This window comes from Halorubrum sp. B53 (assembly GCF_059752395.1).
Window position 1 is genome coordinate 1 of the sequence record NZ_MWTH01000003.1, and the last position, 22,838, is coordinate 22,838.

Genomic DNA, 22,838 nt, shown 5'->3' on the forward strand with positions numbered 1-22,838 from the left:
GTCCGTTGTCGGTTTCCTCTCCGACCTACTCGCTCGCTGCTCTCGCTCCTTGAGGTCGGAGGCTCCACCTCGATTTATGCTGAAGCGCGCAGCGAGCGTGCGCGGCCCTCGTGGCTGGGGCTTTGAAAACGTTCACCGCCGGTCTCTCAGCAACCACTTATAAACGAGCGGCTGGGGCGTTGGAGGCGTTCAGAGCCGATCGAACGAGGCTTGCTTATAAATGATCAGCAGAGAGCACGGTGAGCATCACCGGCGTAGCAGTCACTCGCTTATAAGTTTATGACTCGCAAACCTCGTCCACGTGCCGAACGACCGGGTCCACTGCGTCGATTGCCGGGAGCCGATCCCGAGCGACGCCCGGGTCTGCCCCCACTGCGAGGCGGTCCAGCCGTCGCCGCTCGTGGACGTCGCGGTGGTCGTCGCCGGCGTCTTCGCGTTCGCCTTCGGGCTGCTCCTCGCGATGCTGACGGTCGGGACGAGCCGCCTGCTCGGCTTCCTGCTGCTCGTCGTCGGCTTCGGCCTCGCGGTCGGCGGCTACACCCGCCATGTCGACCGGCAGGCCGGGCGGCAGGCGCGGTGACCGCGAGAGAGACGCAACTCCGCCGTCCCCACCGCCGCCGATCGGTCCGTCGCCTTTTAACCGTCGCCGGCGACAAAGCGGACGTATGCTCACCCCTGTCAACGCCGGACTCGTCGTCGCGGGGCTGCTCCTCGCGTTCGTCGGCGCCGCGGTCTCCGTCTACGCCGTCACGCTGACCGGGCTGCTCGTCGGGGGCGGCGCGGGCTACCTCGCCGCGCCGAGCCTCGCCGGACTGATCGCGGTCGACGGGCTGGTCCTGACCGCCGCAGGCGTGGCCGTCGGGGCCGCGATCGGCGGCTTCCTTGCGTACGCCGGACTCTCCTTCGCCGTCGTCGCCATCGGCGGCCTGGTCGGCGGCTTCGCCGGCCGGTTCGCCGTCGGCCCGCTGTACGCGGCCGACGCCGCCGGGATGGAGGGGACGCTGCTGCTGGTCGGCGCGACGCTCGCGGGCGTCGCCGTCGGCGCGCTGTTCGGGTTCGTGTTGAGCCGGACGACGCTCGTCGTCTCGACCGCGTTCATCGGCGCGGCGTTCGCGTCGCGGTCGATCACCCCCGCGACGCTGGACGCGGCCGCCGCCGGACCGTCGGTCGAGCCGCTCCTGTTCGACGTCGCCGCGCCGGCGTTCCTCGCCGTCTTCGTCCTCGGCGCGCTCTCGCAGCTGGGGCTGTTCCGGTTCGGCTACGTGACGAAGCTGGTCGGCTTCCTCCCCGGCGCGCGGCGGTGGACCGCGGACGACGACCGGGACGCGAAGGGGGCGTGAGTCGGGCTCCCGGCGCTCGCCTCGCCTCCGCCTCGTCCTCGTACCGATCTCACTCGTCGTACTCGTAGAACCCCCGCCCCGTCTTCTTCCCGAGGTCGCCGGCCGCCACCTTGCGCTTGACGAGGTACGCCGGCTTGTAACGGTCGCCGAGCTCGGCGTGAAGCGTCTCGCTGGCGTCTAACACGACGTCGAGCCCGATGTGGTCGGCAAGCTCTAACGGGCCCATCGGGACGTTCGTCCCGAGCGTCATCCCGCGGTCGATGTCGGCCTTGTCGGCGACGCCCTCGTCGAAGGCGCGGACGCCCTCGTTGATCCACGGCATCAGGATCCGGTTCGTGACGAAGCCGGGCTTGTCGTCGGCCTCCCACGTCTCCTTGCCGAGCCCCTCGGCGAAGGCGTGCGCGAACTCGACGACCGCGTCCGCCGTTCGCTCCCCGACGACGACCTCGACGCCGTCCATGATCGGCACCGGGTTCATGAAGTGGAGGCCGATCACGTCGCTCGCGCGGTCCGTGGCGCTCGCGATGGTCGTGACCGACAGCGTCGAGGTGTTCGTCGCGAGGACCACGTCGTCGTCGGTCACGTCGTCGAGGTCGGCGAAGATATCGCGTTTCACGGCCATCTCCTCGACCGCCGCCTCGACGACGACGTCGGCGTCGGCGAGATCGTCGAGGTCGGTGGTGGCCGCGATCCGGTCGCGGATCGCCGCCGGCTCTTCGTCGAGCGCGTCCTTCGACGCCAGCCGGTCGAGGCTGTCCGCGACGCTGTCGAGCCCTCGTTCGACGTACTCGTCCTCGATGTCGCGCATCACGACCTCGTAGCCGGCGGTCGCGGCGACCTGCGCGATCCCGTTGCCCATCGTGCCGGCCCCGACCACGCCGACGACGTCGATGTCGGATAGCTCCCGCATGGGGGTCGCTGCCGCGCCGCGGATGGTAAGTATTGCGGCTTCGCGGTTGAGGGCGACAGGCCGGGCGGGCGTTCGTTACGACTGATTGATAATTAACTACTTGAGTAGTAATATATGGCATCCCGGATCCGTCACGAATGGCGGCGAACCGCGCGGACACCGCTGATTCCGTTTCTTTACGTCCGCCGGATCGACCATAGTGTTTTTTATCGATGTAACGGGAGTACGAACTGATGCTTCCTCACGCCGCCGACGACATCGAGCGCGACGGCAAATCGCTGATCCTGGCGTACGACCACGGGATCGAGCACGGTCCCGTCGACTTCGAACCGAACCCCGACACGGCGGACCCCGAGCGGATCTTCGAGCTCGGCACCCACGAGGCGGTCACCGCGCTGGCCGTCCAGAAGGGGCTCGCCGAGGCGTACTACCCCGACTACGAGGACGAGGTGAACCTCCTGTTGAAGCTCAACGGGACCTCGAACCTCTGGATGGGCGAGCCGGACAGCGCGGTCAACTGCACGGCGGAATACGCCGCCGGACTCGGCGCCGACGCGATCGGGTTCACCGTCTACGGCGGCTCGAACCACGAGATCGAGATGGCCGAGGAGTTCCGGGAGGCACAGGAGGGCGCCCGCGAGCACGACATGGGCGTCGTCATGTGGTCGTACCCCCGCGGACAGGGGCTCCGCAACGACGGGAGCCCGGATGTCATCTCGTACGGCGCGCGGCTCGGCTTGGAGCTCGGCGCCGACGTGGTGAAGGTGAAGTACCCCGGCTCCGCCGAGGCGATGGGCCACGCCGTCGAGATGGCCGGCCCCGCCGACGTCGTGATGTCCGGCGGGACGATGCGCGACGACAAGGAGTTCCTCCGGAACGTCTCGAACGCCATCGACGCGGGCGCCACCGGCATCGCCGTCGGCCGAAACGTCTTCCAGCGCGATAACCCCGAGCGCATCCTCGACGCGCTCGAGGCCGTGATCTTCCAGGAGGTCGATCCGGCCGAGGCGCTGACCATCGCCGAGAGCGACGACTGATGACCGATCCCGACGCCGACGTCGGCGACCCCGCCGACGCGGACTCGGTCGTCGAGGCGGTGTTCGACGCGGTCGCCGCGACGGCCCCCGAGATCCGCGCCGCGCTCCCCGGGCGCCGCGTCGAGAGCGGGACGGACAACCCCTCCGGGGAGAGCGTCCTGGCCGGCGACCTGTACGCGGACGAGCTGCTCGGCGAGGCGATCACCGCGATCGACGGCGTCGGCTCGTTCGTCAGCGAGGAGCGCGAGGCCGCCGTCGACGCCGGCGGCGCGGTCGGCGAGGGGGCCTACGCGGTCGCGATCGACCCCCTCGACGGCTCCTCGAACCTCCGGTCGAACAACGCGATGGGCACCGTGGTCGGCGTCTACGACGCCCCGCTGCCCGCCACCGGCCGCGACCTCGTCGCGGCCGGGTACGTGCTGTACGGCCCGATCACGACGATGGTCGTCGCCGACGAGTCGGGCGTCCGCGAGGAGGTCGTCACGAGCGACGACGGCGGATCTGTCTCCCGCTCGGTCGTCGAGGACGACCTGCGGCTCCCCGACGACCCCCTCGTCTACGGCTTCGGCGGGCGCGTCCCCGACTGGCCGGACGACTTCACCGACTACGCCCGCGAGATCGAGGACGAGCTGAAGCTCCGGTACGGCGGCGCCATGGTCGGCGACGTGAACCAGGTGCTCACCTACGGCGGGATCTTCGCGTACCCCGCCCTCGTCGACGCGCCCGAGGGGAAGCTCCGGCTCTCCTTCGAGGCGAACCCGATCGCGTACATCATCGAAGCGGCCGGCGGGGCCGCCACCGACGGGGAGATCGACATCCTCGACGTCGAGCCCGAGGGCGTCCACGACCGCGTCCCGCTGTACGTCGGCAACGAGGAGCTGGTCGAGCGGCTGCAGGCGGCGCTGGACTGAGCGGCGCGGTTCGCCCTTTTAACTACTGTTTAAACACCGACCCGCGGGACGCCGGCAAACCCGCATGGAAAACTGTTTAGGATCTACCGCAAATCTTGCGTCCATGAAAGTCCACGTCGGCGCGGCGGCGACGCCGGAGGAGGCCGAGGCGATCGCGAAGTCGCTCGCCGAACACCTCGGCGTCGACGTCGACGTCCACGTCGGCGAGGCCGCGGAGCCCGCCGCGAGCGCCGAGCCGCCCGAGACGGCGTACCCCCTCGACGACGACCTCGGCCCCACCGACCGTGAGCGCGACCTCCGGGCCGAGATCGACGACATCCTGGAGGGCGGCCCCGAGAAGTACCGCGAGCGGCTCCCCGAGCAGGGGAAGCTGTTCGTCCGCGACCGGCTCGACCTCTGGTTCGGCGGCGAGGGCGGGACGCGCGGCGCGGGCGACGCGAGCGCGACCGACGGCGACCCGGCGGGGCTCCGCTTCGAGGACGGGAAGTTCGCCGCGTTCGACGACTGGCACCCGAACGCGCCGAACCGCGACGCCGACGACGAGGGGGACGGGTCCGACTCCGGCGACCGCCTCCCCGGCGACGGCCTGCTCACCGGCGCCGCGGAGTTCGAGGGGCGCGACGTCCACTTCATGGCCAACGACTTCACGGTGAAGGCGGGGTCGATGGCCGCGAAGGGCGTCGAGAAGTTCCTTCGGATGCAGCAGCGCGCCCTGAAGACGGGCAAGCCCGTGCTCTACCTGATGGACTCCTCGGGCGGGCGGATCGACCAGCAGAGCGGCTTCTTCGCCAACCGCGAGGGGATCGGGAAGTACTACTACAACCACTCGATGCTGTCGGGCGCGGTGCCACAGATCTGCGTGCTGTACGGCCCCTGTATCGCCGGCGCGGCGTACACGCCCGTCTTCGCCGACTTCACGGTGATGGTCGAGGGGATGTCCGCGATGGCGATCGCCTCGCCGCGGATGGTGAAGATGGTCACCGGCGAGGAGATCGAGATGGCGGACCTGGGCGGCCCGCGCGTCCACGCCGAGGAGTCCGGCTCGGCGGACCTCGTCGCCCGCGACGAGGAGCACGCCCGCGAGCTCGTCGCCGACCTCATCGGCTACCTCCCCGATCGGGCCGGGGAGAAACCCCCGCAACGCGAGACGAAACCCCCCAAATACTCGCCCGAGGGGATCGACGAGCTGATCCCCGAGTCGCCGAACCGCCCGTACGACGTCCGCGACCTGCTCGACCGGGTCGCCGACGCGGAGTCCGTCTTCGAGCTGAAGGAGGGGTACGGCCCGGAGATCGTCACGGCGTTCTGCCGGATCGACGGGCGCCCCGTCGGCGTCGTCGCCAACCAGCCGACGGAGCGGTCCGGCGCTATCTTCCCGGACGCGGCGGAGAAGGCCGCGGAGTTCATCTGGACCTGCGACGCCTACGAGGTCCCCCTGCTGTACCTCTGTGACACGCCGGGGTTCATGGCCGGGTCGCAGGTCGAGCAGGACGCGATCTTAGAGAAGGGGAAGAAGATGATCTACGCCACCTCCTCCGCGACGGTCCCCAAACAGACCGTCGTCACTCGGAAGGCGTACGGCGCGGGGATCTACGCGATGGGCGGGCCCGCCTACGACCCGGAGAGCGTCATCGGCCTCCCCTCGGGCGAGATCGGTATCATGGGTCCCGAGGCCGCGATCAACGCCGTCTACGCCCGGAAGCTCGCCGAGATCGACGATCCCGAGGAGCGCGCCGAGACCGAGGCGCGGCTCCGCGAGGAGTACCGCGAGGACATCGACATCCACCGGATGGCGAGCGAGGTCGTCATCGACGAGATCGTGGCTCCCTCGACCCTCCGCGAGGAGCTCGCGGCGCGGTTCGCGTTCTACGAGGACGTGGAGAAGGACCTGCCGGACAAGAAACACGGAACGGTTCTCTGAGCGGAGCGCACGAAGCGCCGACGCGCCGGCGGTCTGCCCTTATAAAGCCGCGACCCACTCGGCGCCGAGGAGCTCGGTCGCGCTCCCGACGCCGAGCGCCACTCCGATCCCGACCGCCAGCAGCGCGCCGACGTACGCGGCGGATCCGACCAGCGACGCGGCGGCGAACCGCGGGGCGGAGACGGACGAGGCGTTCGCGGTCGGGACGGCGAGCCACCCGCGCGTCCCGGGGACCGCGTTCGAGGCCGCCACCGCGGGGAGCCCCCATCGGTCGAACCAGCGGCCCGCGCCGTCGAGCTGCCTCTCGCCGACCGGGACGAGGGGGAGCGACGTGGGGTCCACGTCGAACCGCCGGACGGCCGCGAAGACGACCGACTGGCCGACGGTCGCGCCGATCACCGCCGCGGCGAACACCGGCAGGACCGCGACCGCCTCGACGCCGACTGCGACCACCGCGGCGACGAACAGCGTCCGCGCCGGCAGCACTTTCCCGACGAGGGCGCCCTCGAGCGCGAACACGGCGAAGACCGCGACGGCCCCGTAGCCCTCGACGAGGGCGAGCGCGGTCGCGGCGTGGGCGCTGAACACGCCTCACGTCCGCCGGGCACACGTAAAGCTCTTACACCGTGAGCGATGCTCTCAGTGGCCATACCGATATTTAATCGCCTTATCTGACACCTCTTCATCCCGGATAGCCATCGAGAGCTCAGGGGTGGGTATTTATCAGTCGCGTCCGTACGTGTCACCCGTGATAGACGTCGGCCGCAAGGCGCCGGACTTCATCGCCCCCGCGGTCACGGGCGGGACGGCCGCGGAGCTGGAGCTGTTCCGGCTCGTCGACGGCCACGCGGCGGTCGCGCTCTGTTTCGCTCCCGCGAACTTCGTCCCGACCTGCACGGCCGAGTTCGCCGCGGTGCGGGACGCGGGCTGGCACGAGCGCGACGACCTCGTCGTCGCCGCGCTCACCGGCGACTCGCTGTACTCGGGGTTCGCGTACGCCGATCGGTTCGACCTCCCCTTCCCCGTCGTCTCCGACTTCCACGGCGGGGTCGCCGACTCGTACGACCTGGTCGCGGAGTCGTGGGAGGGGCACTCGCGGATCCCGCGCCGCGCGACGGTCGTGATCGCCGGGGACTGGACCGTTCGGTTCGCCGAGGCGACGACGGACGCGCTCGACCGCCCGGCCCCCTCGCCCGTCCAGAACGCCACCGCGGAGCTCCGCGACCTCGGGGTCGACGTCGACCGGCCGCGGGTGAACTACGACGGCCCGTGGTGACTTCCGCGCCCGCGTCGCAGGCCACCGATGCCGACCGCGCCCGCGTCGCAGGCCACCGATGCCGACCGATCGCCGTCGCCGGGGTTATTTCACGCCCCCGCGCCGACTCCCCGGTATGGAAGGCGACTTCGCGGAGTACCTCGACGAGTTCACGCGCCGAGACTGGGAGACGCTCGACCCGGAGGCCGTCACGGACCCGGTCCGGATCGCGGTCGTGGGCCTCGGCTGGTTCGCCCGGGACTGGGCGCTGCCCGGGATCGCGCGGTCGGCGTACACCGAGGCGACCGTCGTCACCGACGTCGACGCCGAGGCGGTCGAGGCGGTCGCCGCCGAGCGCGACGTGACCGGTGTCACCCCGGAGGCGCTCCGCTCGGGCGCGGTCGCCGACGCGTACGACGCGGTGTACGTCGCGACGCCGAACGCGACCCACCTGGAGTACGTCCGGGCCGCCGCGGAGCAGGGCAAGGCGGTCCTCTGCGAGAAGCCGCTGGAGGCGACGCTGGACCGCGCCCGCCGGCTCGTGGCCGCCTGTCGCGACGCCGACGTCCCCCTGATGGTCGGCTACCGGATGCAGACCGACCCCGCCGTCCGGCGGCTCCGCGAGCTCGTCGACGCCGGCGTCGCCGGCGACGTGGTCGGCGTCCACGCGGCGATGTCGCAGACGATGCTCGGCGAGCTCGACGGCGACGCCGACCAGTGGCGGCTCGACTCGGAGCTGTCCGGCGGCTGCGCGCTCATGGACCTCGGCGTCTACCCGCTCAACACGACTCGGTTCGTGCTCGGTGAAGACCCGGTCCGCGTCTCCGGGCGGACCCACACGCGCCACGAGGCGTTCGCCGACGTCGACGAGGACGCCACGTTCCGGCTGGAGTTCCCGGGCGGCGTCGACGCGCTGTGTTCGGTGAGTCAGAACGCCCAGCACGCGAGCCGGCTGGAGGTCACCGGCACGGAGGCCAGACTAATCTTAGACCCGGCCTTCTACGAGCGAGAGGACCGCGGGTTCGCCGTCGTTCGCGACGGGACCCGCGTCGACGTCGACTTCGACCAGGTCCACCAGATCGAAGAGGAGTTCGCGTACTTCGGCCACCAGCTGCTGGCGGGCGAGCCGTTCCACCCGGACGGCGAACACGCCCTCGCGGACGCCCGCGCCCTCGACGGGATTTACGAGTCGGCCGAGACCGGCCGGCCGGTGACGCTCGACGGGGACGCGGCGTGAGGTCGGGGCGCGTCGGTCGGTGACCGCGGCCCGCTACTGCTCGATCCCGTACACGTCGCTCGTCCAGTCGCGGGCCGGGGTGTCGTACACCGGCTCGTCGCGGTCGCGCTCGTCGAGCCGCCGCCGGTCGGCGTCGTCGAGCTCCCAGTCGAGGTCGGCGTTCGCCCGGACGTGGGCCGGCGTCGACGACCGCGGCAGCGGCACCACGCCGCGGTCGACCGCCCACCGTAGCACGACCTGTGCGGGACTCCTGTCGTACTCCTCGGCGAGCTCGGCGACGACCTCGTCGCCGAACACGTCCGTCCGCGCGAGCGGCGCCGCCGCCTCGATCACGGTGTCGGACTCGCGGCAGTAGTCGACGAGGTCGGGCCGCTGGAAGTACGGGTGGAACTCGATCTGGTTGACCGCGATCGGCACGTCCGAGACGTGGTGCGCGCAGCTGAGCTGATAGGCGCTGAAGTTCGAGACGCCGACGTCGCGGACGAGGCCCCGGTCGCGGAGCTCCGCCATCGCCCGGAGCGTCTCGCGCAGCGAGATGGCCGGGTTGGGCCAGTGGACGAGGTATAAATCGAGGTAGTCGGTGCCGAGCCGGTCGAGCGACGCCTCGCACGACTCGATCACCGACTCGTAGTTGAGGTTCTTCGCGAGCACCTTCGAGGTGAGGAAGGCGTCGTCGCGGTCGTACTCGGCGAGGACGTCGCCGATGACCGCTTCGTTGTGGTACCCCTCGGCGGTGTCGATGTGCGCGTAGCCCGCGTCGAGCGCCGCGCGGACGCTCTCGGCCGTCTGGTCGTCGTCGAGGTCGTACGTGCCCAGTCCGAGCCCCGGTAGCTCGGCGCCGCTCGGGAGCGTCTTCGTTGGTACGGTCACACGCCACGGGTTCGGCGGATCGCCGATTGAAACTACCGGTCCGGGAACGGCTCCGTTGAAATCCTCGGCAAGAGACCTCGCGACACGGCTGCCGCCAAGACGGACACAGCGGCGAGCGATAGCGAGAGTGGGTGTCGCGGCCGTCGACGAGGATACGATATTTGAAATCCATGAGCGACGGCGACGATCGCTTATAAATACGAGGCGGTGGCGCGTGCCGACGAGCGCCCAGTGGGCGCGAGTCGCACGCGCGAGGGAGCCCGCGGCCCGCCACCGGCGGCCGCGGCGAGGCTGGGGAGGTGTGAGGCTGCGGTGCGGTTGTGGGGGAGGGACTCAAAGGGGCAGTCGCGATTCTCGCGAGCGGAGCGAGCGGGAAGACGAGAGACGAAGTCTCTCGGAAGGGCGAAGCACGGCGCAGTAAGCACCGCAGCGAGGGAGCGCGAGCGACTGAGCGAGGAGCGCAACAAGCCGCGCGAGTCCTCGCGGCCGGGGCTTTGGAGGTGTTCTCCGGCGACCCGCAGCCAACCGTTTATAAGCGAGCGACTGCGTCTTTCTGAGTTCAAATCGCTCGGTGATCTCTCTCACTTCGTTCGCGAGTTCGCTGAGCGGAGTGAAGCGAACGCTAACTGACGGAGTCAGTTAGAAAATGCACCGGCCGAGACTCCCCGCGAGCAATGCGAGCGGGGAGTCAGGGCGGTGCACGACCGAAGGGAGTGCACCGGCCGAGATTTGAACTCGGGTTGCAACCATGGCAAGGTTGCGTGATACCACTACACTACCGGTGCGTGCTTCGCATTTCCATATAGCCCGAGTCGGAGATATAAGGGTTCCGAACGATAGGCGGCGGGACTGGATCTCGACGCTCGCCGACCGCCGGAAGCGTCATCGGGCTCCCGACCAAGACGCACACAGAGACGACCCACATGACGCGCCGATCCGCCCACATCGCCGACAGACGCAGCGTCCTCCGAGCGACCGGCGGGCTCGCCGTCCTCTCGACCGCCGGCTGTCTCGGCGGCGGCGGTGCCGACGGCGCGAACGGCGACGGCGGCACCGGAAGCGACGGCGACGACGCCCCGCCGGACGACGGCGACGACGTCGAGTACGCGGTCGAGCGCGTCGCGGAGGGGTTCGAGAACCCGTGGGGGCTCGCCTTCCTCCCCGGCGACGGGCGCCTCCTCGTCACCGAGCGGCCCGGCCGGCTCTCGCTCGTCGACCCCGGATCGGGAGCCATCGAGTCGATCGCGGGCGCGCCCGACGTGTTCGCGGAGGGCCAAGGCGGGCTGCTCGACGTCACTGTCCACCCCGACTACCCGGACGACCGCCGCGTGTACCTCACGTACTCGGCGGCCGCGGAGGACTCTCCTGCCGACGGGAGCGGCGCGACGACCCACGTCGGCGCCGGCCGCCTCGACACGGACGCCCCGGCGCTCTCGGGGTTCGAGGCGATCCGCGTCGCCGAGCCGTTCCGCGACACGGACCTGCACTTCGGGTCGCGGGCGACGTTCGGGCCCGACGGGGCGCTGTTTGTCACCGTCGGCGACCGGCGCGACACTGACTTCGACGCCGAGCACGTCTCGCAGGACCTCTCGAACGAGCTCGGATCGACGCTCCGGCTGACGCCCGACGGCGACGCGCACCCGGACAACCCGTTCGTCGACGAGCCGGACGCGGCGGACGCGATCTACAGCTACGGCCACCGGAACCCGCAGGCGATGGCCGTCCGCTCCGAGACGGGGGCGGTCTGGCAGTGCGAGCACGGCGAGCGCGACGGCGACGAGATCAACGTGATCGAGCGCGGCGGCAACTACGGGTGGCCGATCGCGAGCGAGGCGTGTCGGTACGGCACCGACGAGCGCGTCGCCCCGAGCCACCGGGAGCGCGGCGACGTGATCGCCCCGGTCCACTACTGGCCGTGCGGCTCCGGCGGCTTCCCGCCGAGCGGGGCGGTCTTCTACGACGGCGACGCGTTCCCCGCGTGGCGAGGCGACCTGTTCGCCGGCACGCTCGCGGCGCGGTACCTCGGCCGGTTCACGGTCGAGGGCGCGGGCGCCGCCGCCGCTACCGTGACCGAGCGGGATCCCCTGCTCGCCGACCGCGGCTGGCGCGTCCGGGCGCTCGCGGTCGAGCCGTCGACGGGCCACCTCTACGTCGCCGTCGACGACGCCGACGCGCCGGTCGCGCGGATCGTTCCGGACTGACGCCGCGCCCCCGCGGCCCGCTTAACTGAATTTACGTAGGGAGCGTTACAAAAATATCATTCAGATTATCATTAAGTGCCGTCCGACCCACGGGTCTCGTATGCGACCAGACGCGGAACGACTGGCCCGCGGCGAACCGAACCCCGTCCCCGGCGCGAGCGCGACCTCGCCCGTGTCGGCGACGGCGCTGTTGCTCGCGGCCCTGATCGGCCTCCTCGTCGCCGTCTCGTACCCGACCGCGAGCGCCGCCGTCGGCGCGACGGTCCTCGGGGTCCGCTACGGCGCGAGACCGCTCGCCGGCCGTCTGCGGCGCGCGGCGCGCGAGCGGGACGTGCGTCCGGTTTGCATGCCCGGGACCGACGTCTGTCTCGAAGCGTGACCCGCCGACGGGCCGCCGCGTTCGCCCGCGGCCGTCCGCGACCGAGCGTCCGGGTACCCGCACGCAAGGACCTATACGCCGGCCGGTCGAACGCGGGACCGTCATGACGGCGAACGACGCGGACGGGCGGCTGTCGCCGGACGAGGCGTTCGCCGCGCTCGGCGACGAGGTCCGGGTGGGGATCCTACGCGCCCTCGGCGACGCCGCGGAGCCGCTCGCCTTCTCCGAGCTGTACGACCGGCTGCCGGTCGAGGACACGTCGCGGTTCAACTACCACCTCGGCGAGCTCCGCGGCCACTTCGTCCGGAAAGACGAGGCCGGCTACGCGCTCGATCACCCCGGTCGACGGGTCGTCGAGGCGATCCGCTCCGGGGCAGTCACCGACGACCCCGACTTCGAACGCACGTCGATCGACGACCGCTGCCCCGCCTGCGACGGGCGGCTGGAGATCCGGTGGCGCGACGGGAGCATCGAGGTGTTCTGCCCGGGCTGTGAGAACCGGTGGGAGCGGTCGTCGGGTCGCGTCGACGCCGCCGAAGAGCCGGAATCGGGGTACCTCGGGCGGCTTCCGTTCCCGCCGGCCGGACTCCGGAACCGCGAGGCGGAGGAGGCGTTCCGCGCGGCCCACGCCTGGACGGTCGTCGAGCTCCTCGCGGTCGGAACCGGCATCTGCCCGCGGTGCGCGGCGACCGTCGAGACCGAACTGGACGCCTGTCCCGACCACGAGGACGACGGGACCTGCTCGAACTGCCGGTCCAGCTTCGCGGTTGTGTTCCGGGCCTCGTGCACGAACTGCCCCTACCACGTCGGGAGCGCCGCGGCCCTCGGGCTCCTGTCGTCGCCCGCGCTGTTGGGATTCATGCTCGACCACGACGTCGATCCGCTCGCGCCGCGGTCGGTCCGCCTGTTCGACCGCTTTTTCAGCGAATACGACGAGGCGATCGGATCGATGGACCCCCTCCGCGTGACGCTCACGTTCTCCCTCGACGGCGACGAACTCGCGCTTCGCGTCGACGAGAACGGCGAGATCGTCGACGTGTCGTCGTAGATCGTCGCCGTCGTCGCTGCCGGCGGTCGCGTTCCCGGCGGCCGCCGCGGCCCGCTCCGTGTGACCGACTCTCTCGATTCGCGGGCCGAATCCCCCGCCAGACCCCGTGTGAACGCCCCACAGCCCGGAAACGGGACCGCTATCCTTTTACGGTGCCGTCCGAAATCGAGGGGTACAGTCTCGCCACGATGCGTACCGAAGACGGACTCACGATCTGTGTTCCGTCTTCGGTCGTCCGGGAGGCCGAGGACGATCGCGAGGCGACTCGCAAACTCGGCTACGTCGCCCGTGCGGCGGCGGTGTTCCGGGCGGATCGACTGGTCGTCTTCCCAGACGGGGAAGGCGAGCGGCGACGGGGCGGCGAGTACGTTCGGACCGTGCTGGGGTACGCCGCGACCCCTCCGGGGCTCCGCAAGGACCTCTGGGGGGAGCGCGACGAGCTCCGGTACGCCGGCGTGCTCCCGCCGCTCCGCGTGCCGTGGCGGACCGGCTCGACCCCAGACGGGGAAGAGTCGAAAACACAGGGACTCGTGACCGAGGTCGGACCTGAAGGCCGCGTCCGGGTCAATTCCCCGCTGCGGGAACACCCGATCTCCCTGCTCGTGCCCTCCGGAATGGAGGTCGAGCAGGGGGAGCGCGTCACCATCAGGGTCTCTTCGAGAGAACCGGTCCGCGCCCGCATCACCGGGAAGCCGGAGGACGGTTTCCAGGTCGTGGAAGCGGACCTGTCGGAAGCGCTCGCCGGCGACGGACTGGCCGTCGCGACGTCGCGACACGGGGAGGAACTCTCCGTCTCGCGGCTCGGCGGCATCGTCTCGGACGCGCGGGAGGCCGGCGGCTACACCGTCGCCTTCGGCGCGCCCGAGCGAGGGCTTCCGGAGATGCTCGGGCTTTCGCCCGACGGCATTCGGGCGGCCGTTGCCGACGGCCGCTCGGTCGAACCCGATCCGGGGTTCGACCTCTGGCTGAACACGATCCCGGCACAGGCGAGCGAGGTCGTCCGGACGGAGGAGGCTCTGTTCGTGACTCTCGGCTCGCTCACACTCACGGAGTAAACACATGCCACAACCAAGCCGACCACGAAAAGGCTCGCTGGGCTACGGCCCGCGTACCCGCGCAGACCGCGAGGTCCCGCGCATTCGCTCGTGGCCCGACGACGACGGAGCCCCCGCGCTGCAGGGATTCGCCGGCTACAAGGCCGGAATGACGCACGTCGTTATGGTCAACGACGAGGCCAACTCGCCGCGTGAGGGGATGGAAACGTCCGTTCCCGTCACCGTCGTCGAGACGCCGCCGATGTACGCGGTGGCCCTGCGCGCCTACGAACAGACGGCGTACGGAAAGAAGCCGGTCGAAGAGGTCTGGGCGACCGAGTTCCACGAGGAGCTCGACCGCGCCCTTGACCTCCCGGCGGAAGACACCTTCGAGGAAGACGCAGAAGAGCTGCGCGCGTTGCTCGACGACGACGTCGTCGACGACGTCCGCGTCATCACTCACACCGTCCCCTCGGAGCTCGCGAACATCCCCAAAAAGAAGCCCGACGTCATGGAGACCCGAGTCGGCGGCGGCTCCCTCGAGGAGCGCGTCGAGTTCGGGCTCGACCTGGTCGGGGAGGGCGGCGCCCACGAGTTCGGCGACGTCTTCCGCGCCGGTCAGTACACCGACGTCTCGGGCATCACGAAGGGGAAGGGGACCCAGGGCCCCGTCAAGCGCTGGGGCGTCCAGAAGCGGAAGGGCAAACACGCCCGCCAGGGATGGCGGCGCCGGATCGGCAACCTCGGTCCGTGGAACCCCTCCCGCGTGCGCTCCACCGTGCCCCAGCAGGGGCAGACCGGCTACCACCAGCGCACCGAGCTCAACAAGCGCCTCATCGACTTCGGCGAGGGCGACGACGCCAGCGTCGACGGCGGCTTCGTCAACTACGGCGAGGTCGACGGCGAGTACGCGCTCATCAAGGGCTCGCTGCCCGGACCGGACCAGCGCCTGCTGCGATTCCGCCCGGCCATCCGGCCGAACGACCAGCCGCGCCTCGACCCCGAGGTCCGGTACGTATCCACCGCATCCAACCAGGGATAATACATGAACGCAACAGTACACGACCTGGACGGCGGGGACGCGGGCAGCGTCGAGCTGCCGGCGATCTTCGAGACCGCGTTCCGACCGGACCTCATCGGTCGGGCGGTCTCCGCCGCACAGGCTAACCGGAAGCAGGCCTACGGTGCCGACGAGTTCGCCGGGCTGCGAACCCCCGCGGAGTCGTTCGGCTCCGGGCGCGGGCTCGCGCACATCCCGCGCTCCGAGAACGTCGCCCGCCGCGTCCCGAGCGCCGTCTCGGGCCGCGCCGCGCACCCGCCGAAGGCCGAGAAGGACCAGACGAAGAAACTGAACGACAAGGAGCGCCAGCTCGCGATCCGGTCGGCCGTCGCGGCCACCACGGACGCCGAGCTCGTCGCCGAGCGCGGTCACGCGTTCGACGACGACCTGGCGCTCCCGCTCGTCGTCTCGGACGAGTTCGAGGACCTCCAGAAGACCCAGGAGGCCCTGGGCGTGCTGGAGGCCGTCGGCGCCGACGCCGACATCGAGCGCGCCGAGGAGGGCCGCTCCGTGCGGTCCGGCCGCGGGAAGACCCGCGGTCGCAAGTACAGCCAGCCCAAGTCCGTCCTCGTCGTCACCAGCGAGGAGCCGTCCCGCGCCGCCCGGAACCTCTCGGGCGTCGACGTCGCGACCGCGGGCGAGGTCAACGCTGAGGACCTCGCTCCCGGCGGACACCCGGGGCGACTCACGCTGTGGACCGAGAGCGCGATCGAGGAGGTGGCAGACCGATGAACTCCATCATCGAGCACCCGCTCGTCACCGAGCAGGCGATGAACGAGATGGACTTCAAGAACAAGCTGCTGTTCCTCGTCGACATCGACGCGACGAAGCCCGAGGTCCGCGAGGAGGTCCAGGACCGCTACGACGTCACCGTCACCGACGTGAACACGCAGGTGACCTCGAAGGGCAAAAAGAAGGCGACGGTCACGCTCTCCGAGGACGACGACGCGACCGAAATCGCCTCGCGCATCGGGGTGTTCTGATATGGGACGACGAATTCAAGGACAGCGGCGTGGACGCGGCGGCCCGACGTTCCGGGCCCCCTCCCACCGCTACAAGGCGGAACTGTCGCACAAGAAGCTCGAGGACGTGGACACGATCACCGGCGAGATCGTCGGGATCGAACACGACCCCGCCCGCTCGGCTCCGCTCGCGGAGATCGAGTTCGAGGACGACGACCGTCGGCTCGTGCTCGCGCCGGAAGGCGTGCGCGTGGGCGAGACGATCCAGGTCGGCGTGAGCGCGGAGATCAAGCCCGGGAACACGCTCCCGCTGGCCGAGATCCCCGAGGGCGTGCCGGTCTGTAACGTCGAGAGCAACCACGGGGACGGCGGGAAGTTCGCGCGCGCCTCCGGCGTGTCGGCGACGCTTCTCACCCACGACCGCGACGTCGCGGTCGTTCAGCTCCCCAGCGGGGAAGTGAAGCGGCTCGACCCGCAGTGCCGCGCCACGATCGGCGTGGTCGCGGGCGGCGGCCGGACGGAGAAGCCCTTCGTCAAGGCCGGTAACAAGCACCACAAGATGAAGGCGCGCGGGACCAAATACCCGCGCGTCCGCGGCGTCGCGATGAACGCCGTCGACCACCCCTTCGGCGGGGGCGGTCGCCAACACCCCGGTCAGCCGAAGTCCGTCTCGCGGGACGCCCCGCCGGGACGGAAGGTGGGTGACATCGCATCCAAGCGCACCGGACGAGGTGGCAACAAATGAGTTCCAACTACCGAACCGGCCGCGAGGGCAAGGAGTTCGCCTACCGCGGTCACTCGCTCGACGAGCTGCAGGAGATGGACGTCGAAGACGTCGCGGAACTGCTCCCCGCACGCCAGCGGCGAAGTATCGTTCGCGGCCTCGGCACCGAACAGCAGAAGCTGCTGGAGACGGTGCGGAGCCGCGACAAGGAGACGACGGCGGACGATCCGATCCGGACGCATCTGCGCGACATGCCGATCCTTCCGGAGTTCGTCGGCGTCACCTTCTCCGTGTACAACGGACACAGCTTCGAGCGCGTGCAGGTCGAACCCCAGATGATCGGACACTACCTGGGCGAGTTCCACCTCACGCGAAGCACCGTCGAACACGGTCAGGCCGGCATCGGCGCGACCCGGTCCTCGAAGTTCGTGCCCCTCAAGTAACCCATGGGAATCAACTACAGCGTCGAGGCCGACCCGGAGACCACCGCCAAGGGGATGCTCCGCGACCGGCCCATCAGCGTGAAGGACAGCAAGGAGATCTCCCGGGAGATCAAAGGCGAGACCGTCGCCGACGCCGAGGAGTTCCTCCAGGAAGTCATCGACGAGGAGACGTCGGTCCCGATGCGCCAGCACAACGCCGGCGCGGGCCACCGCTCCGACATCGACGGCTGGGACGCGGGACGCTACCCCGAGAAGGCCGCCAAGGACTTCCTCAAGCTCTTAGAGAACGTCAAGAACAACGCGACCGAACAGGGGTTCGACGGCGACGAGATGGTTATCAAACACGTCGCCCCCCACAAGGTCGGTGAGCGACCCGGGCGGAACCCGCGAGCCGCGGGCGCCACCCAGTGGAACACCACCCTCGCCGACGTCGAACTCATCATCGAAGACCCGGAGGCCGACGAATAATGGCTGACGAACACCAATTCATCGAGGACGGCCTGCGCCGTTCACAGATCAACGAGTTCTTCGCGGACGAGCTCGGCCGAGCCGGCTACGGCGGCATGGACGTCGCCAAGACGCCGATGGGCACGCAGATCGTCCTGAAGGCCGAGAAGCCCGGCATGGTGATCGGGAAGGGCGGGAAGAACATCCGCAAGATCACCACCGAGCTCGAGGACCGCTTCGACATGGACGACCCGCAGATCGACGTTCAGGAGGTCGACGAGCCCGACCTGAACGCCCAGATCGTCGCGGACCGTCTCGCGAACGCCCTCGAACGCGGCTGGTACTTCCGGAAGGCCGGTCACACGACGATCGACCGGATCATGGACGCCGGCGCGTTAGGCGCCGAGATCGTCCTCTCCGGAAAGGTCACCGGCGCGCGTTCGCGCGTCGAGAAGTTCAACCGCGGCTACATCAAGCACAACGGCGAGCCCGCCGAGGAGGTCGTCGACCACGGCCAGGGCGTCGCGGTGATGAAGCTCGGGACGATCGGCGTCAACGTGAAGATCATCCCGCCGGGCGCGGAGCTCCCGGACGACTTCGACATCCGCGAGGACGCCGAGGTCCCGGAGGTCGAGCAGGCCGCCGCGGGCGACGACGAGGGCGTCGAGGCGCTCCTCGAGGAGGAGCCCGAGGAGGTGCCGGACGTCGGCGACGACGAGGACGTCGAGGTGCCCGACGAGGACCCCACCGACGTCATCGACGAGGAGGTCGTCGAGGAGGTCGTCGAGGAGACGCAGGAGACGGCCACGGAGGCGACTGACGTCGCCGCCGAGGAACCGGTCGGCGACGCCGACGCGGACGACATCGACGAGCTCGACGAGGACATCGAGTCCGAGGCGGCCGATCTCGTCGCGGAGATGGAAGCCGCAGACGACGAGGAGGAGGACGAATAATGGCGATCCTGTACACCGACGAGATCCGCGACATGACGGCGGCCGAGCGGCAGGTGGAGCTCGAGGAGCTCGAGACCGAGCTGCTCAACTCCAAGGCGCAGCGCGCCGCCGGCGGCATGCCGGAGAGCCCGGGCCGCGTGAAGGAGCTGAAGAAGACGATCGCGCGGATCAAGACGATCCAGCAGGAAGAAGGCGACTTCGACGACGAATAACGATGATATCCCCCGACACACTCGTTCGGCACGAACTCGTCGGCCTCCCGGTTCGGGTGGCCGACGCCGCCAGCGACGCCCACGTGGGCATCGCCGGCCGCGTGCTGTCCGAGACGTTCGGTACCCTCGTGGTCCGAACGCCGTCGGGGGACAAACGCGTGCCCAAGTCGGGCGCGACGTTGGAGTTCGCGGTCGTCGATGTCCCGACCGTCCGCACAGATGAAGCCGCCGGCGACGCGCAGTCGTCGGGGTCCGCGTCCCAACTCGGGTCGGATACTACGGGGGTCCGCCCCCGTCAGTCTGGCCCGTCCGGGTCCACAAGCGTCGTCACCGGTGACGGCGCGGGTCCGGCGAGCCACCGCGGCGAGTGCAAAGACGCGGTCTACGTAACGGTGGATGGCGATCGGTTGCGGCATCGACCCGCCGAACGCACCGAACGAGGTGTCACACAATGGCGATAGGAATCGACGTACCCACGCCTCCGGAGCCAGACAACCCGGAGGATTACGACTACGAGAAGTGCCCGTTCTACGGGCAGCTCTCCGTCCGCGGCCAGACCCGTGAGGGAACGGTCGTGTCGACGGATATGGAAAAGACCGTCATCGTCGAGCGAGAATACGACGTGTTCGTACCGAAATACGACCGGTACATGAAGCGTCGCTCGCGCATCCCGGCTCACGTGCCGGGCGTGCTCGACTCGCTCGAAGTCGGTGACGAAGTGACGATCGCGGAGACGCGACCGCTCTCGAAGACGAAGTCCCACGTCGTCGTCGAGAACCTGTCGGGTGATCAGTGATGGAGGCGCTCAAGGCCGACGTCACGCAGGGCCTCTCGAAGGGCTCGCTCATCACGTGCGCCGACAACACCGGCGCCCGTGAGCTGAAGGTGATCTCCGTCGCCGGCTACTCCGGCACGAAGAACCGCCACCCGAAGGCAGGTATCGGCGACAAGGTGACCGTCTCGGTCACCAAGGGGACCCCGGAGATGCGGCGGCAGGTGCTGGAGGCGGTCGTCGTCCGCCAGCGCAAGCCGATCCGCCGTCCGAGCGGGACCCGCGTGAAGTTCGAGGACAACGCGGCCGTCATCATCGACGACCTCGAGGAGCCGCGGGGCACCGAGATCAAGGGCCCCGTCGCCCGCGAGGTCGCCGAACGATTCGGGAGCATCGCCTCGACCGCGACGATGATCGTCTAATCATGACGAAACAGCCACGCAAACAGCGAAAACGGTCGGAGACCGCGCCGCTCCACGAGCGGCAGAACCAGGTTCGGGCCACCCTCACGGACGACCTCCGCGAGGAGTACGGACAGCGCAACGTCCGCGTCAACGCCGGCGACACCGTCGAGGTGCTCCGGGGCGACGCGGCCGGGACGGAGGCGGAAGTCGTTGCCGTCGACCTGTCCGCGGAACGGATCACTGTCGAGGACGTCACCGTCGAGAAGGCGGACGGGGAGGAGGTTCCCCGTCCCATCCCGGCGAGCAACGTCCGGGTGATCGAACTGGACCTGGAGGACGAACGCCGGGAGGCGCGGCTCCAGGAGGATAACGAATGACGCGACATCAGAAGCGACTGGCAGTACCGAACTCCTGGCCGGTCGAGCGCAAGACCAACACGTTCACCGTCAAGGCCGGCGCCGGCCCGCACGGTGAGGCGGGCGTTCCGCTCGTCGTCCTGCTGCGGGACGTGCTCGGTTACGTCGACTCGACGAAGGAGGCGCGCTACGCGCTGAACAACGACTCGGTCCTCGTCAACGGGGACGCGGTGTCGGACGAGCAGCGTCCGATCGGGATGTTCGACATCCTGGCGTTCTCCGAGCGCGGGGAGTTCTTCCGCGTCTTCCCCGACGAGGGCGGTCGGCTCGCGCTGACCTCCGTCGACGAGGAGGCCGCGGGCAGCCGGCTCGGGAAGATCACGAACAAGTCGGTCGTCCCCGGCGGCGCCGTCCAGCTGACGCTCCACGACGGGACGAACGTGCGCGTCGACGCCGACGCGCCGTACGACACCAAGGACTCGATCGTCATCGACAACGAGTCCAAGGAGATCGTCGCCCACTTCGAGTACGAGGAGGGCGCGCTCGTCACCGCCGTCGCCGGCCAGCACGCCGGTCGGATCGGCGAGGTCGACGACATCGACGTGACGCTCGGCTCGGGCTCGAACACCGTCTACGTCGCCGACGACGGCGACGGCTACGAGACGGTCGAGGAGTACCTCGTCGTCATCGACGAGAACTTCACCGGCGACGACGCCGAGGAGACGGGTGATTCGGATGAGTGAAGCCGAAAGCGCCTCACACGAGATGCGCGAGCCGTACCTCGAGAAGGTCGTCGTCCATATGGGCGTCGGGGAGGGCGGTGAGCCGCTCGCCGACGCCGAGGAGATCATCGAGGAGATCACGGACCAGCAGTCGGTCCGGACCACCTCGAAGCGCACCATCGCCGAGTTCGGGATCCGCAAGGGCGACCCGATCGGCGTCAAGGTGACGCTGCGGGGCGAGGACGCACACGAGTTCCTCGCGACCGCGCTCGACACCGTCGACGTCTCTCAGAGCCAGTTCGACGACACGGGCAACCTGAGCTTCGGGGTCGAGGACCACACCGACTTCCCGAGCCAGGAGTACAACCCGAACATCGGTATCTACGGGCTCGACGTGACGACGACGATCGTCCGGCCCGGCTACCGCGTGTCGAAGCGGGACAAGGCGACCGCCTCGATCCCGGAGAAACACCGGATGACAGCCGAGGACGCGGCCGCGTTCCTCGAAACGAACTTCGACGTAGAGGTAACGGAATGAGCGAAGCGAACAACGACACGGGCGAGCACGCGGCGAAGCGCACCAGCACCCGGCACACCTGCCGGCGGTGCGACCGCGAGCAGGGGCTTGTCGGCAAGTACGACATCAACCTCTGCAGGCAGTGTTTCCGCGAGGTCGCCCGAGACATGGGATTCGAGAAGTACAGCTGATCATGACAGGAAACGATCCATTCACCAACGCGCTCGCCGGCATGGACAACGCCGAGAGCGTTGGCCACCTGTCGTACACGGTTGAGCCCGCCTCCAACATCATCGGCTCCGTCCTCGAGGTCCTCTACGACCGCGGGTACGTCGACGGCTTCGAGTACGTCGACGACGGGAAGGCCGGGAAGTTCGAGGTCGAACTGAAAGGCGCGATCAACGAGTGTGGCGCCGTCAAGCCCCGCTACTCCGCGGGCGCGGACGAGTTCGAGAAGTGGGAGAAGCGGTACCTCCCCGCCCGTGACTACGGGACGCTCATCGTCACGACGAGCCACGGCGTCATGAGCCACTACGAGGCCCGCGAAGAGGGCATCGGCGGCCAAGTGATCGCATACGTCTACTAATAATGAACAGAGTCGAAATCGAGATTCCGGACGACGTCTCCGCCGAGACCGACCACCTCGAACTCACCGTCGAGGGTCCCAACGGGAGCGTCACGCGACGCCTCTGGTACCCCGACGTCGAGGTCACGGTCGAGGACGGTGTCGTCGCGATCGCCTCCGAGAACGAGGACGCGAAGACGAACGCCACGGTCGGCACCTTCGAGAGCCACGTCGCTAACATGATCCACGGCGTCACCGACGGATGGGAGTACACGATGGAAGTGTACTACGCCCACTTCCCGATGCAGGTGACCGTGGAGGGCGACGAGGTCGTCATCGAGAACTTCCTCGGCGAGCGAGCACAGCGACGCACCCCGATCCGCGGGGACACGGACGTACAGGTCGACGGCGAGACGGTCACGCTCTCGGGCTCCGACAAGGAGGCCGTGGGGCAGACCGCCGCCGACATCGAACAGCTGACGAAGGTGACCGACAAGGACACGCGCGTCTTCCAGGACGGCGTGTACATCGTCGAGAAGCCCACCGGAGGTGCCTAAC

Annotated in this window: 31 protein-coding genes and 1 tRNA gene; 28 read left to right on the forward strand and 4 right to left on the reverse strand. The window is 69.4% G+C overall.

Annotation, left to right across the window (positions count from 1 at the left end; all coding sequences use genetic code 11):
- The first annotated feature begins 301 nt into the window (after positions 1 to 301).
- On the forward strand, positions 302 to 580 hold the full coding sequence (locus B4V06_RS01290) for a zinc ribbon domain-containing protein (RefSeq protein WP_123113286.1): 279 nt from the start codon (positions 302 to 304) through the stop codon (positions 578 to 580).
- Between the two features lie 85 nt (positions 581 to 665).
- Positions 666 to 1,340, forward strand: a complete 675-nt coding sequence (locus tag B4V06_RS01295; RefSeq protein ID WP_498166920.1) for a phosphate ABC transporter permease — start codon at positions 666 to 668, stop codon at positions 1,338 to 1,340.
- A 49-nt stretch (positions 1,341 to 1,389) separates the two neighbouring features.
- Here B4V06_RS01295 and B4V06_RS01300 read toward each other — a convergent pair whose 3' ends face one another.
- Positions 1,390 to 2,250, reverse strand: a complete 861-nt coding sequence (locus B4V06_RS01300) for a 3-hydroxyacyl-CoA dehydrogenase family protein (RefSeq protein WP_498166923.1) — start codon at positions 2,248 to 2,250, stop codon at positions 1,390 to 1,392.
- A 233-nt stretch (positions 2,251 to 2,483) separates the two neighbouring features.
- Between B4V06_RS01300 and B4V06_RS01305 the strand changes: the two genes are divergently transcribed.
- The 3 genes from B4V06_RS01305 (at position 2,484) to B4V06_RS01315 (ending at position 6,119) form a co-directional block, all read left to right on the forward strand.
- A complete protein-coding gene (locus tag B4V06_RS01305; protein ID WP_123113283.1) occupies positions 2,484 to 3,287 on the forward strand; it encodes a class I fructose-bisphosphate aldolase in 804 nt (267 codons plus the stop codon).
- On the forward strand, positions 3,287 to 4,198 hold the full coding sequence (locus B4V06_RS01310) for a class 1 fructose-bisphosphatase (protein ID WP_498166926.1): 912 nt from the start codon (positions 3,287 to 3,289) through the stop codon (positions 4,196 to 4,198). Before B4V06_RS01305 ends, B4V06_RS01310 begins: the two co-directional genes overlap by 1 nt.
- Positions 4,199 to 4,301: 103 nt before the next feature.
- Complete coding sequence (locus tag B4V06_RS01315; RefSeq protein WP_123113281.1) at positions 4,302 to 6,119, forward strand: acyl-CoA carboxylase subunit beta; 1,818 nt, start codon at positions 4,302 to 4,304, stop codon at positions 6,117 to 6,119.
- A gap of 39 nt (positions 6,120 to 6,158) precedes the next feature.
- Here the strand turns inward: B4V06_RS01315 and B4V06_RS01320 are convergent, their stop codons facing one another.
- Positions 6,159 to 6,707, reverse strand: coding sequence for a DedA family protein (locus B4V06_RS01320; protein ID WP_123113280.1), 549 nt, complete (start codon positions 6,705 to 6,707; stop codon positions 6,159 to 6,161).
- 160 nt (positions 6,708 to 6,867) lie between these two features.
- On the opposite strand from B4V06_RS01320, the gene B4V06_RS01325 reads away from it, so the two are divergent.
- Together B4V06_RS01325 and gfo6 are read left to right on the forward strand one after the other, a co-directional pair.
- A complete protein-coding gene (locus B4V06_RS01325) occupies positions 6,868 to 7,395 on the forward strand; it encodes a redoxin domain-containing protein (RefSeq protein ID WP_498166929.1) in 528 nt (175 codons plus the stop codon).
- A gap of 115 nt (positions 7,396 to 7,510) precedes the next feature.
- The gene (gene gfo6 / locus B4V06_RS01330; protein WP_498166931.1) at positions 7,511 to 8,611 is read left to right on the forward strand and encodes a D-xylose 1-dehydrogenase Gfo6; all 1,101 of its coding nucleotides are present in this window, start codon (positions 7,511 to 7,513) and stop codon (positions 8,609 to 8,611) included.
- Positions 8,612 to 8,644: 33 nt separating this feature from the next.
- Here the strand turns inward: gfo6 and B4V06_RS01335 are convergent, their stop codons facing one another.
- Positions 8,645 to 9,481, reverse strand: a complete 837-nt coding sequence (locus B4V06_RS01335) for an aldo/keto reductase (protein WP_123113277.1) — start codon at positions 9,479 to 9,481, stop codon at positions 8,645 to 8,647.
- Positions 9,482 to 10,195: 714 nt separating this feature from the next.
- A tRNA-Gly gene (locus B4V06_RS01340) sits at positions 10,196 to 10,266 on the reverse strand.
- Positions 10,267 to 10,404: 138 nt separating this feature from the next.
- Here B4V06_RS01340 and B4V06_RS01345 point away from each other — a divergent pair.
- The 21 genes from B4V06_RS01345 (at position 10,405) to B4V06_RS01445 (ending at position 22,837) form a co-directional block, all read left to right on the forward strand.
- Positions 10,405 to 11,682, forward strand: a complete 1,278-nt coding sequence (locus B4V06_RS01345) for a PQQ-dependent sugar dehydrogenase (protein ID WP_498166934.1) — start codon at positions 10,405 to 10,407, stop codon at positions 11,680 to 11,682.
- Between the two features lie 100 nt (positions 11,683 to 11,782).
- On the forward strand, positions 11,783 to 12,061 hold the full coding sequence (locus B4V06_RS01350; protein WP_498166936.1) for a hypothetical protein: 279 nt from the start codon (positions 11,783 to 11,785) through the stop codon (positions 12,059 to 12,061).
- A 103-nt stretch (positions 12,062 to 12,164) separates the two neighbouring features.
- Positions 12,165 to 13,109 (forward strand): ArsR/SmtB family transcription factor, encoded by a 945-nt coding sequence (locus B4V06_RS01355; protein WP_498166939.1) that lies wholly within the window; start codon positions 12,165 to 12,167, stop codon positions 13,107 to 13,109.
- Between the two features lie 188 nt (positions 13,110 to 13,297).
- Positions 13,298 to 14,164, forward strand: a complete 867-nt coding sequence (locus tag B4V06_RS01360) for a putative RNA uridine N3 methyltransferase (RefSeq protein WP_123114877.1) — start codon at positions 13,298 to 13,300, stop codon at positions 14,162 to 14,164.
- A gap of 4 nt (positions 14,165 to 14,168) precedes the next feature.
- On the forward strand, positions 14,169 to 15,185 hold the full coding sequence (locus B4V06_RS01365; RefSeq protein ID WP_123113273.1) for a 50S ribosomal protein L3: 1,017 nt from the start codon (positions 14,169 to 14,171) through the stop codon (positions 15,183 to 15,185).
- Positions 15,186 to 15,188: 3 nt separating this feature from the next.
- Positions 15,189 to 15,935, forward strand: a complete 747-nt coding sequence (gene rpl4p, locus B4V06_RS01370; RefSeq protein WP_094521923.1) for a 50S ribosomal protein L4 — start codon at positions 15,189 to 15,191, stop codon at positions 15,933 to 15,935.
- Positions 15,932 to 16,186, forward strand: a complete 255-nt coding sequence (locus tag B4V06_RS01375; protein WP_094521924.1) for a 50S ribosomal protein L23 — start codon at positions 15,932 to 15,934, stop codon at positions 16,184 to 16,186. The genes rpl4p and B4V06_RS01375 overlap by 4 nt, the downstream gene beginning before the upstream one ends.
- A gap of 1 nt (position 16,187) precedes the next feature.
- Positions 16,188 to 16,910: a 50S ribosomal protein L2 gene (locus B4V06_RS01380; RefSeq protein ID WP_123113271.1), complete on the forward strand. Its 723-nt coding sequence runs from the start codon at positions 16,188 to 16,190 to the stop codon at positions 16,908 to 16,910.
- The gene (locus B4V06_RS01385) at positions 16,907 to 17,332 is read left to right on the forward strand and encodes a 30S ribosomal protein S19 (protein ID WP_123113270.1); all 426 of its coding nucleotides are present in this window, start codon (positions 16,907 to 16,909) and stop codon (positions 17,330 to 17,332) included. The genes B4V06_RS01380 and B4V06_RS01385 overlap by 4 nt, the downstream gene beginning before the upstream one ends.
- A 3-nt stretch (positions 17,333 to 17,335) precedes the next feature.
- Complete coding sequence (locus tag B4V06_RS01390; protein WP_094521926.1) at positions 17,336 to 17,800, forward strand: 50S ribosomal protein L22; 465 nt, start codon at positions 17,336 to 17,338, stop codon at positions 17,798 to 17,800.
- Positions 17,800 to 18,732, forward strand: a complete 933-nt coding sequence (locus B4V06_RS01395; RefSeq protein WP_123113269.1) for a 30S ribosomal protein S3 — start codon at positions 17,800 to 17,802, stop codon at positions 18,730 to 18,732. Before B4V06_RS01390 ends, B4V06_RS01395 begins: the two co-directional genes overlap by 1 nt.
- Positions 18,732 to 18,944 carry a 50S ribosomal protein L29 gene (rpmC, locus tag B4V06_RS01400; protein ID WP_094521928.1) on the forward strand — a complete coding sequence of 71 codons (213 nt, stop codon included), beginning with the start codon at positions 18,732 to 18,734 and terminating at the stop codon, positions 18,942 to 18,944. Before B4V06_RS01395 ends, rpmC begins: the two co-directional genes overlap by 1 nt.
- A gap of 2 nt (positions 18,945 to 18,946) precedes the next feature.
- The gene (locus tag B4V06_RS01405) at positions 18,947 to 19,405 is read left to right on the forward strand and encodes a ribonuclease P protein component 1 (protein ID WP_123113268.1); all 459 of its coding nucleotides are present in this window, start codon (positions 18,947 to 18,949) and stop codon (positions 19,403 to 19,405) included.
- Complete coding sequence (locus tag B4V06_RS01410) at positions 19,396 to 19,740, forward strand: 30S ribosomal protein S17 (RefSeq protein WP_123113267.1); 345 nt, start codon at positions 19,396 to 19,398, stop codon at positions 19,738 to 19,740. The genes B4V06_RS01405 and B4V06_RS01410 overlap by 10 nt, the downstream gene beginning before the upstream one ends.
- Positions 19,740 to 20,138 (forward strand): 50S ribosomal protein L14, encoded by a 399-nt coding sequence (locus B4V06_RS01415; RefSeq protein WP_094521931.1) that lies wholly within the window; start codon positions 19,740 to 19,742, stop codon positions 20,136 to 20,138. Before B4V06_RS01410 ends, B4V06_RS01415 begins: the two co-directional genes overlap by 1 nt.
- A gap of 2 nt (positions 20,139 to 20,140) precedes the next feature.
- A complete protein-coding gene (rplX, locus tag B4V06_RS01420) occupies positions 20,141 to 20,497 on the forward strand; it encodes a 50S ribosomal protein L24 (protein ID WP_123113266.1) in 357 nt (118 codons plus the stop codon).
- On the forward strand, positions 20,494 to 21,219 hold the full coding sequence (locus tag B4V06_RS01425) for a 30S ribosomal protein S4e (protein ID WP_123113265.1): 726 nt from the start codon (positions 20,494 to 20,496) through the stop codon (positions 21,217 to 21,219). The genes rplX and B4V06_RS01425 overlap by 4 nt, the downstream gene beginning before the upstream one ends.
- Positions 21,212 to 21,736 carry a 50S ribosomal protein L5 gene (locus B4V06_RS01430; protein WP_123113264.1) on the forward strand — a complete coding sequence of 175 codons (525 nt, stop codon included), beginning with the start codon at positions 21,212 to 21,214 and terminating at the stop codon, positions 21,734 to 21,736. Before B4V06_RS01425 ends, B4V06_RS01430 begins: the two co-directional genes overlap by 8 nt.
- Entirely contained in the window at positions 21,733 to 21,906 is a 174-nt protein-coding gene (locus B4V06_RS01435) for a 30S ribosomal protein S14 (RefSeq protein ID WP_123113263.1), read from the forward strand. Before B4V06_RS01430 ends, B4V06_RS01435 begins: the two co-directional genes overlap by 4 nt.
- A gap of 2 nt (positions 21,907 to 21,908) precedes the next feature.
- Positions 21,909 to 22,301: a 30S ribosomal protein S8 gene (locus B4V06_RS01440; RefSeq protein ID WP_004047215.1), complete on the forward strand. Its 393-nt coding sequence runs from the start codon at positions 21,909 to 21,911 to the stop codon at positions 22,299 to 22,301.
- A 2-nt stretch (positions 22,302 to 22,303) separates the two neighbouring features.
- The gene (locus B4V06_RS01445; protein WP_123113262.1) at positions 22,304 to 22,837 is read left to right on the forward strand and encodes a 50S ribosomal protein L6; all 534 of its coding nucleotides are present in this window, start codon (positions 22,304 to 22,306) and stop codon (positions 22,835 to 22,837) included.
- The last annotated feature ends 1 nt before the right edge of the window (position 22,838 follow it).